The sequence below is a fragment of the Cellulophaga sp. F20128 genome (assembly GCF_023015805.1).
In the GTDB taxonomy this organism is placed as follows: Bacteria; Bacteroidota; Bacteroidia; order Flavobacteriales; family Flavobacteriaceae; genus Cellulophaga.
Genome location: NZ_JALKBA010000033.1, coordinates 1 through 10,761 on the forward strand (window position 1 = coordinate 1; position 10,761 = coordinate 10,761).

A 10,761-nucleotide genomic window follows, 5' to 3' on the forward strand; every position below is an offset into this window, starting at 1 on the left:
TACAGTAACTGAATTACCAGAATCATCCGTAATTAAAAATGTACCATCTCCATTATCTAATACCGTTGAGCGTTTAGTGTCAATAGTAATTGATGTACCCTCCTCATTTACATAAGTAAAGGTGCCATCTGTATTATCTACTAGAGTTGTTGTTATTGGAAATAAATAATTCAAATCCACAACACTTGAGCTTCCTCCAACCATTGTAAGGGAAAGTTCTCCAGTAGCTTGATTAAATATAAAATCTTCTATTGAAGGGTTGCTACCTGAAGATAATTCCCAAGAATTTCCATCCCAGAAATAGATAGTTCCTGTATTTGTGTTAACGTATAAATCTCCTAAGTCGGCACCGGCCGGTGTTGCCAATCCAGCTGTGTTGACATCTGTGCCGCTTAACACCTCGCAATTACATTGATCTTCTAATGTAACAGTGGTTTGTGAAAATGTAATTCCCGATATCAATAATAGTATCGGTAAAAGTAACTTCTTCATGGTTGGTAATTTTATTTTGATCATTTCTTACTATAATTGATTGATGTGTATTTGCAAAAGCTACTCATCAGTATTGTCTATTCTATTCTGCCTAATTTTAAATTGAACCTCAACATAGGTTAACTTGATACGAAACTAACCTTAGATAAGCTTTGAGAGAAATAAATGTTGTATAAGGGCTATATTCCATTGTAAACTTCTAAAATATTATAGTTGCAACATTTTATTCCTACAAACTAATAAGTTTTGTAAGTAACTTTAATCGATTACATCAACCTTTTAAACGGCTCATCGACATATGGAAACAAGGGTTTTTACAAAAAAGTAAGATATAAAATGATGTATTAAAACAGAATTACGGCTGTTTTAATACATCATTTTACAACAGCTTGAAAGCATTAATTGGTTATTTTAACGCGGTAGGTAATACGCCTATTTGTTATTGCTTTATATCCTTTTATTATGCTAATGGGAGAGAATTCTGAAGTTGAATTTGCCACTGTTGCAGTAGCTGTAATATATTTCCCCAAGGCGGCACCAGAACCCGGTGGTAAGGCCGTAACAAACTTATACCTATTGGTGGTATCCGTATTTCCATCTTCATCCAAATAGGAAGATGAACTATTATCTGTGTCAGAACCACTGCCTTCAATAAAGGTTCCTAAATAAACTTGTCCCTCACCATAATCTGTTGACATTCCAAATTCATTGTCTCCAGCGACGGCTGTACCTTCACTTATATCTGTTAAAAACACTTCAATAATAGCACCCGGTCTAGCCCATCCTTCAATAATAAACGTACTACCCGATTGATATGCTCCAGAAATTATTGGGAAATTCAATAAATCATTAGCACCATTATCTGTATCTCCATTGTCATTTAAAGTAACTCCATCAAAAGTTCCTGTTCCTCCTCCATACAAATCGATACCCAAACCATTGTTTGCATATATACTATTTTGTGTAAATCTATTAGAATTAGCTGAGCTACTTTCATTATTTACGGAAATACCAACCTCATTATTATGTATAATGTTTTTTGAAACTGTATTTCCACTTGCTCCGTTTCTTAAGTTTACACCGGCAGAAACATTGTTATAGATTGTATTGTTTTCTATTAAGTTATTCCCCGAAATAGCTAATGTTGAACCCAACTCTATTCCATTACCTCCATCTCCAGAAGGAGTTCCTGACAAGGTTTTTTGCCCATAAATTAAATTGTATTGAATGGTGCCATCAACGCCATCTACATCTATTCCATCATGTGAATCGGTATCACCTCCATTTAAGAATACTTCATTATAGGTAGCACTTAGCTTTGATCCACTAGACACTCCTAACAATCCTCCATTGCCATTATAGCCAATGTATGAAGCGTTTACGGTTATTTGTGCAGGAGATTCTAATCGAACACCATAAGACGTATTGCGTAATGCTGCACCTGGATCATTACCATTAGGCAAAACTCCTAACAACATTTCTGATACTGTCCTATTTGTTCCTAAGCCTCCATCTCCTTTTCCTTCTATGGCCCTTGTAGCATTATATATAGCTAAATTTCTTATCACCACATTCGATGGGTCACCATCTAATGTTAATCCGACTTTATCATCACCATTAATGGCAATTTCTGGTAAGGAATAAACAGGTAAAGATGCTGCATCTACACCAACAGTTCCTCCTGTTCCAATGGAACCTGAATTTGTATCGCCTATGTTTGCAGTTTGTGTTCTGCCATCAATATGTGTATTACTTGACGTAATTTCTGACAAAGCAATGGTATTCGTTATTGTAATTACGCCACCAGAAAAGTTTACATCCATAGTTCTTCCTAATGGATCTGATGCCGATGGAATCATAAAAACAGAAACATCTTCTCCCAAGGCTGGGTTAAAAATAGAATTGGCCTCAATATCCAAGATCGCTTCCCCTAGGTTATTGGAATTTATAATAAACTGTTCTAACGTACCTTGTCCGTAAAAATTAGAATTTACGATAGTGTTAAAGTTGTAGCCAAAATTAATTCCCACCACTCCATTACCGGAAACTGAGACGCTTGACACACTTTGTGCATTTGTTAAAACTCCTAGAGCAACATCTTGGGTAGCACTAGGGTTTTTTCCTCCCACTTCATTGGTTACTTCTATTATGGAAGAAGCGCCTTTAAAGGTTCTATAGGTTTGTATGGGGTAACAGGCTGAGCAATTTAATCCGCCTCCTCTATTAGACCTCACAGTAGAATTCACTACTTTAATACTGTAATCTCCATCAGCCATTCCTCCAAAGGAATAATTACCATTGATATCTGTGTTTTTTCTTTGAACAAAGGTACCTGAGGCATCAAAAAGCTCTACAATTGTGCCAGAGGTTCCTATACCCCCTGAAGCGATTTTATTACGTCCTAAGCCGCCAGGATAATTAACATCTTCAAATACATTACCTGCAATTAAGTTTGAGGGTACTTTTAATACCACAGCTGCTGATATTACAAAATCTTGCCCTACATCAACATTTGCTGTTACCTGGCTATCTGTTGGAGATATAAAACTAGAAATATCATAGGTATCCAAATCTACTCCATATGAATTTGATGTATTATAAACCGGACTTACTGTATTGTCATAAATGGTAGAATTATAAGCGTTATTCCCTGACTGACCTCCGTCGCCAGAAAGTGCAAAAGTTGTATTGGATTGATTTGTGATTGACAATGCTTCTGGATTAGTTGAACCAGAACTAGAACCATTTAAATCAGGATCTCCTTCCCAAGATAAAAATGAAGCTTTTGCTCCCGATCCAGAAATCGCATAAAATGAATCTAAGGTGAAAGATGTTCCTTCATTACTAAGTCCATCAAATCCTTGATATAAGTTAATATTTACAGCGGGTAAGGAAGGATCTTCATAAAAAACGATCAATGTCCACCCACCTAATACTGTAGAAGTAGTGCAATAACTACCCGTATTATCTATATCCAAATCACTAAAATCAAAAACATTTGTTGAAGGGTTAGCTACCCCCTGAACTATAGCCGTGACATCACTGACATAGCCATAAAAATTTCGATTGGTCAAAGATGTCTGATATAAATAATTTGCGGATACTGTTTGACCTTCAAAAGTTACTTGGTCATCCCTAACGGTATTAGAATGTGCCCAATACAAATAAGCCCTTTCAATTGTTGCTGTATTTGGTATTGGAGAAATTAAACTATTAGATGAGGATGTGGTTACATCACAAGGAGATGCTCCATTTGCTCCAGTTCTTAAGGTACCCCCCGTGGTAGAATAGTCATAATAGCCATCAAATTCTTGAAATAGGGTCAAGGGATCATTTGCTAATATCTGTGAGTTTATGGTTCCTGTTCCCATATCTGAATAGTTTACCGTTGCATACTGTGCAGTTGCTCCTGTAAATTCTATTGAAAAATCTTCAGCAAATTCTGGCAAACCATCGTTTGCTATTGGTATAGAAATAGTTTGCACATTATTTAATGCGCCACTAAATGTCAAGGTTCCTGAAGTAGCCGTATAATCGCTGCCAGAAAGAGCCGTTCCGTTAACTGTTTGAAAATCTACCGTAAAAGGTCTATTTTGAAATCCAAACAAGAAAACAGTTGTGCCATGTGCCGCACGTGTAGATCTTACTGTAAATACGGCATTCCCTATATCCTCATCAAAAGAAATATCATCAATGACAATTACTGGACCTTCTGGATAACAACTAACCGCTGCTTCCCAACCTGCTCCTGTACTATTGCCGTTAGATGTAAATCTAAAAGTTAAACATCCTGAAGCATCTGATGAATTTATTACTGTTGGAATATTTGCACTATCATATTGTCCTATCAGTGGGTCACTGGTAGAATCTCCATCATAGACATAAAGAACATCACCTGTAACTACTTCAAAACTTGTAAAGTCCACATTGATATAAGTATCTGCTGTATCTGGACAAATTGTATAGACTACATTTTCATTATTACTATAATTATTAACTCCGCCAGGATCAAAAAATGTATCACTACACGTATTTGCAGTGCCTCCATTGGTCATAATTAATGCATCATCATCTATTATGGTTCCCGTAGCGGTATCCGAAATATCAACTGTATTATTTGATGAACTTGTAAATTGAATTGTAAAATTTTCCGGGTTTTCAATCGCTCCATCATCTAAAATAGGAACTGTAATCGTTTCTGTATCCCCTGCTGTCCCAGTAAAATATAAAGTTCCAGTTGTGGAAGTATAGTCACTACCAGAAGTTGCTGTGCCATTTACTGTTTGGTAATTAACCGTAAACGGACCAAAGGCATTTGAATCTGTATGTTCTACTGTAAATATGGCATTTGCACCATCTTCATCTACCGTTACATCGTCAATACTAAGAACTGGGCCTCTGGTTGAACAAGAAATTGAAGCTTCCCAACCTGAATTATTAACGCTATAATCAGATACAAATCTAAAAGTTAAACATCCTGCTGGGTTAGAAGCCGTTATTGTTGATGGTGGTGGATTACCATTGTGGAATTGGCCAATTAATGTGGCTGATGTTGTTGTGCCATCGTAAATGTATAAGAAATCATACCCAGATTCGACGTCAAAACTGGTGAAATCTATTCTAACATCTGTATTAACGGTATTTGGACAAAGCGTATAAGTACTATTTTCGTTATTTGAATGATTCCCCGAAATTCCACCAGAATCAAAAAATGCACCACTACAAGTAGTATCCGTTCCTCCATTTGTTATCGTATAGGAGTCATTATCTGTAATTGAACCTGTTCCGGTATCTGAAATATCTACAGATAGATTACTAACACTTGTAAACTGAATGACAAAGGTCTCCAAGCTTTCAACCATAGGATCATCCAAAATTGGAACTGTAATACTTTTAGTTTCCCCCGTGGTACCGCTAAAAACTAACGGTCCTGAAGTAGCTGTATAGTCGCTACCAGAAGTTGCGGAACCGTTTATGGTTGTGTAGTTTACAGTAAAAGGCAGTGCGGTTCCCGCTCCAGTATGCGTTACAGTAAAGGTAGCATTGGCAGCACCCTCATTAACTGTTACATTATTCACTTCTATAATTGGAGTTGGCGGAGGGAAGGTAGCAGAAATTAAAAAATTGTCAATATAAACATACTCATCCTCTTCCCAATCCCCATATTGCCAATTACTTAGATTAATAAATCGAACAGTTGTATTGGCAGAGGCATAGGATAAAATATTTTGACTAAATGTTCCTGATTGGTCTCCCCTAAAAGTACCTATTGTTGTAAACGAAGTACCATTGGATGAAATTTGAACGCTCAATTCCTCTCTATTTCCACCAGAACCATCCAGATCTACTGTTTCCCAATTAAATGATAAGGTGGCAGCAGACGCACCATTTAAATCTACAGATCTTTGAATTCTTTCATCATTTTTAGAAATTTCTTCAAATCGTAATCTATTTCCAGTAATTCTTATATTACCTGAACTTGCATTATTATTATCATTAGATTCGTTCCAACTCGTTGAAAAATTAGAGGACCCATCATTGTTTGAGTAGGATTTAGAACTAAAATTATCCCGATAGGTTTCTTGCCCCATTGCTAAGGCCGTAAACAATAGAAAGATAAATGTAATTTTTGTGCTTAATAATTTCATTAGTATAGAATATTATCTATTCGCTAAATTACAAGCTAACTTATTAAACAAGCAATTAATGTTGTGTACAACCCATAATACAAGGTCTAACCCTGTAAAAATGAAGCCTTAAACAAAGAAAAATACGACACAAAGATGTGTTTGTAATGCAAATACTACAAATAAAATAGGGCTTTGATTTTTAATCAAAGCCCTATCAATGAAACCATTTACTTTCCTTTATTCTAAAATGATGAATTCAGATCTTCTATTCAATTCATGTTCTTTATTAGAGCAAACTACACCATTATCGCATTTATTTACCAAACGCTTTTCTCCAAAACCTTCCCCTTGTAAACGTTCTGCATCAATCCCCATAGCAATCATATAATTAACAGTAGACTCTGCTCTTTTTTGAGAAAGCCATAAATTATACGCATCTTTTCCTCTACTATCCGTATGAGAGTTTACTTTGATTTTTAAGCTAGAAAATTTTTCCATGGCTACAATAACCTTTTGTATTTCAATCTCAGCATCTGCACGAATGTTGTACTTGTTTAAATCAAAATAGATAGTACTAAGTTGTAATAATTTAGCTAAATCATCTCCAAAACCAGCAGTAACCTTATCCCGTTCTAAATAAAAATCAATGACCTGCTCTCCTCCATCAGAAATACCTATATACTTTTCTGAAGGCACATAACCATCTACTACGGCTCTCACAAAATTACCAGTATTACAGTCTACAGAAGTTTTATAGATCCCTGTAGAACTCATAATTGTAGATGATAGCTCTTCGTTATTCTCATCGATAACCTTAATAGCCGCCCCGACTAATATTTCATTAGATATTTTATCTCTAACCGTTCCTGTAATTTGTTGTATACATTCTAATTCTAGAGGCTCATTCTCTACTACTGCATAAATATCATCTTCCCCAATTCCCTCCATTCTGTTTGATGCAAAATATCCATTTCTATTTTCAGAATCAAAAATAAAGGTAAAATCGTCCATATTACTATTTACCGGTGCTCCAACATTAACTACAGCGCCAGGCAAATTATTCTGGTTAATTTTAGTCGCAAAAACATCCAAACCTCCTAAGCCCAAATGCCCATCTGAAGAAAAGTAAAGCACTCCTTCTTTAGAAATATATGGAAATGTTTCTCTAGAATCTGTATTTATATTGCTTCCCAAATTCTCTGGAGTTCCATAGGTATCATCATTGTTTATTGCAACTTTAAAGATATCGGACTCACCAAGTGTCCCTGGCATATCGGACGCGAAATAAAGTGTTTTTTCATCTGTACTAAAGGCGGGATGTGCTACCGAATAGGCATCACTATTAAAAGGTAATTCTATGATATCTGTCCATTCACCATCAACTATTGTTGCTCTAAATATTTTTAAACGCACAATACCATCATCCGCTTTTATAGTTTTACCATCTTTGGAATTATTACTAGTAAAGTACATTGTTTTACCATCTTTACTTATGGCAGATGTAGATTCATGATACCTTGTGTTTACTGCATTTCCTAATTTACTTATGTTGTTTACGGAACTACTATCGGCATTAATTTTATACAGGTCCAAAAAACCCTTTGAATTCCAGGTATGCCTATATTTAGCTAAATTTCCCGTGTCCCTATCTGAAGAAAAAATAAGCCCTTTATTATAAAATGACGGCGCAAATTCATTGTAAATCGTATTGTGATCAAATTTTAAAACCTTAAACTTATCTGTATTTTTTCTTATATCTTCTAAGGTATAGGCCTTATCTTTTTGCAATGAAGCTTTGGCTCCACTTGAAGTTAAATTATAAAACTTTTTTAATATTTCATTGGACAACTCATATTCATCTAACGTTCTTAATGTTTGGGCATATCTAAAATATTGACCAGGATCTACTTCTGCCTCATATTCAGTAACTAGTCGTTTATAAATTTCAGCTGCGTTCTTATAATCTGCATTGAAGTAATAAGAATTTGCCAACTTACCCAGCAATTCTGCAGAAACAAACCCTTTTTCGATAACCTTGGTATATATATCTATTGCAGGGCTAAAAGAATAACTCCTATATTTTTCGTTTCCTTTTTCTATGAGTCTATCTTGAGAATATAAATTCCCTACCATACAAAACACCATGACAACTATTACTATTATTTTTTTACTCATAGGTTCTCTATTTTTGTATTTAGAAAAATCTAGGTGATACTAATTTTTCAAAAGCTTTTACCAATTCAAATCTTAAAAATATTTCAAAAGACCCGTCATTAAATTGCGTTCCTCCTAATTCTGTTGTTTCCTTATCATAAGCCAAGCCTATCATTATTTGATCTGATACTTGAAAACCGGCTAGGGCACTTACTGCCGCATTCCATCGATATGCACCACCAAATGTAAATTTTTCATTAAACATAAAATTTGCAGATGCATCAATTTGAATTGGAGCCCCTCCAACTACTTTTGTTAATAAGGCCGGTTTAAACTTTAGAAAACTATTTAAATCAAAAACATAACCCGTTATTGCATAGAAGTTAACCTTATCTCTGGATAAAAACTGCACCGAATTTGCATCAGTTTCTGAATTATCAAAATGATTGGTTTCTATTAAATTGGGTGCTGAAAAACCCAAATAAAATTTATCGGTATGGTAATACACACCTACTCCAAAATTTGGAGAAAATTTATTTTCAATATTATCTGTTGCAACAACTTCTTCTTGATACCTTCTTAGCTTTTCAAAATCCAAGTTTAATAGGTTACCACCAGCTTTAAGCCCAAAAGATAATTTTTTATCCCTAGCCAAGTTAACGGTATAAGAAACTGTAGCATCCAACTGGGTGTCCTGTACCACTCCATCTCCAATCTCATCATTAACAATAGACACACCGTAGCCCAATCTACTATTCCTAATTGGTGAGTGAATATTCAATGTTTGCGTAGTTGGTGCACCTTCTAAACCAACCCATTGCGCCCTATATAAAGCAGCAATACTTAATTGTCCTCGAGACCCTGCATAAGCCGGATTCACCGTTAAGGTATTAAACATATATTGAGTGTACTGTGCATCTTGTTGTGCATTTGCATTTTCCAATACAAGTAACAATAATACTCCAGTTGCAATTATGCCTCTTTTAATTTTTATCATTTTATGCTATTAAATATGTTATTTACTTACATATAGATAACCACTATCTGTATTATTGCTCCCATTAAGTTCATAATCAAAAATATAATAATAAACTCCTGCAGGTAGTACTTCTCCAGATTTCACAGTTGATCTTCCTTTAGATCTACCATCAAAAACATTAGTTTGATTATTATAACCTTGAGCTTCAAAGACTGCTACTCCCCATCTATTGTAGATGCGAATACTATTATTTGGAGCAGCTTGAACACCTGTAATCCATAAGAAGTCATTTTTACCATCACTATTTGGAGTAACCATCTGCATTACAACAATTGCTTCTGGAGCCTTAACCTTTACAGTTACTATGGCGCTATCACAATTGTTAGGATTACCTTCTTCACAAATAGTATATTCAATCATATAAACTCCGGGGCTAGTTCCACTTTCAACACTAACTGTACCATCATTATTAATTACCAATGGTCCTGTTGGGGTAGATGTAATCACAACGTTGGAGGTAGTAGCGGTATTACCATTTACAGTATCGTTAGATAAAACATTACTATTAGGCACTGTTCCCCCTGTACTACCATCTATTTCATTTGAACTATAATCATCATCTACGGCCATAATGTAGGTTGCATCTGGACCTACTTTGATTGTAATGGTCGCTGTAGCACATACTATTGGATCCGGAATTGTATTACATACTTGATACAGAATAGTAACATTAGTATCTGATTCAGAAGCATCAGGTATATAAGAAAACAAACCGGTATCTGCGTCAAAAGTTACTACTCCTACTGCGGTTCCTCCTGTTTGTGTAATAGTATTAAAACCTAAATTATTTGGATCAGAATTAGGTAAAAAGTCATCATTAGCCAAAATATTAATTTCAATTTTGGTTAATGCGGCTGTTTCTCCATAATCATCCACTGCAGTTGCAACCAAAGGATTAGGATCACCTCCATTAGGATTTCCGTCATCATCACAATCTAACGCTTCCCAAGCTGTACTTGGTGTAAGCGTTACACTTGATGCTAAATAGGAACAACCGTCTAATGGATCTGTATTGTCTGTAGTCTCGTCACCATTGGTTACTCCATCGCCATCACAGTCCAACGCTTCCCAAGCTGTACTTGGTGTAAGGGTTACACTTGATGCTAAATAGGAACAACCGTCTAATGGGTCTGTATTGTCTGTAGTTTCATCGCCATTGGTTACTCCGTCTCCATCACAATCTAGTGCTTCCCAGGCTGCATTTGGAGTAAGGGTTACACTTGATGCTAAATAGGAACAACCGTCTAATGGATCTGTATTGTCTGTAGTCTCGTCACCATTGGTTACTCCGTCCCCATCACAGTCTAGCGTTTCCCAGGCTGTACTTGGTGTAAGGGTTATACTTGCTGGTAGAAAAGAACAACCGTCTAATGGATCTGTATTGTCTGTAGTCTCATCACCATTGGTTACTCCGTCCCCATCACAATCTAGCGCTTCCCAGGCTGC

Annotated in this window: 5 protein-coding genes; all 5 read right to left on the minus strand. The window is 35.7% G+C overall.

Annotated features, from left to right (window positions below):
• Positions 1–492: hypothetical protein (locus tag MWU65_RS17075; RefSeq protein WP_247079893.1), on the minus strand; the 492-nt coding region annotated here is incomplete at its 3' end.
• Positions 493–890: 398 nt separating this feature from the next.
• A complete protein-coding gene (locus MWU65_RS17080; protein WP_247079894.1) occupies positions 891–6,140 on the minus strand; it encodes a Calx-beta domain-containing protein in 5,250 nt (1,749 codons plus the stop codon).
• A 219-nt stretch (positions 6,141–6,359) separates the two neighbouring features.
• Positions 6,360–8,297: an OmpA family protein gene (locus MWU65_RS17085; RefSeq protein ID WP_247079895.1), complete on the minus strand. Its 1,938-nt coding sequence runs from the start codon at positions 8,295–8,297 to the stop codon at positions 6,360–6,362.
• Positions 8,298–8,316: 19 nt separating this feature from the next.
• On the minus strand, positions 8,317–9,273 hold the full coding sequence (locus MWU65_RS17090; protein ID WP_247079896.1) for a type IX secretion system membrane protein PorP/SprF: 957 nt from the start codon (positions 9,271–9,273) through the stop codon (positions 8,317–8,319).
• 18 nt (positions 9,274–9,291) lie between these two features.
• Positions 9,292–10,761: gliding motility-associated C-terminal domain-containing protein (locus MWU65_RS17095; protein WP_247079897.1), on the minus strand; the 1,470-nt coding region annotated here is incomplete at its 5' end.

Excerpts from the sequence above, each read along its gene's own strand:
- MWU65_RS17080 (WP_247079894.1), bottom strand. The coding sequence starts at position 6,140 with ATGAAATTATTAAGCACAAAAATTACATTTATCTTTCTATTGTTTACG.
- MWU65_RS17085 (WP_247079895.1), bottom strand. The coding sequence starts at position 8,297 with ATGAGTAAAAAAATAATAGTAATAGTTGTCATGGTGTTTTGTATGGTA.
- MWU65_RS17090 (WP_247079896.1), bottom strand. The coding sequence starts at position 9,273 with ATGATAAAAATTAAAAGAGGCATAATTGCAACTGGAGTATTATTGTTA.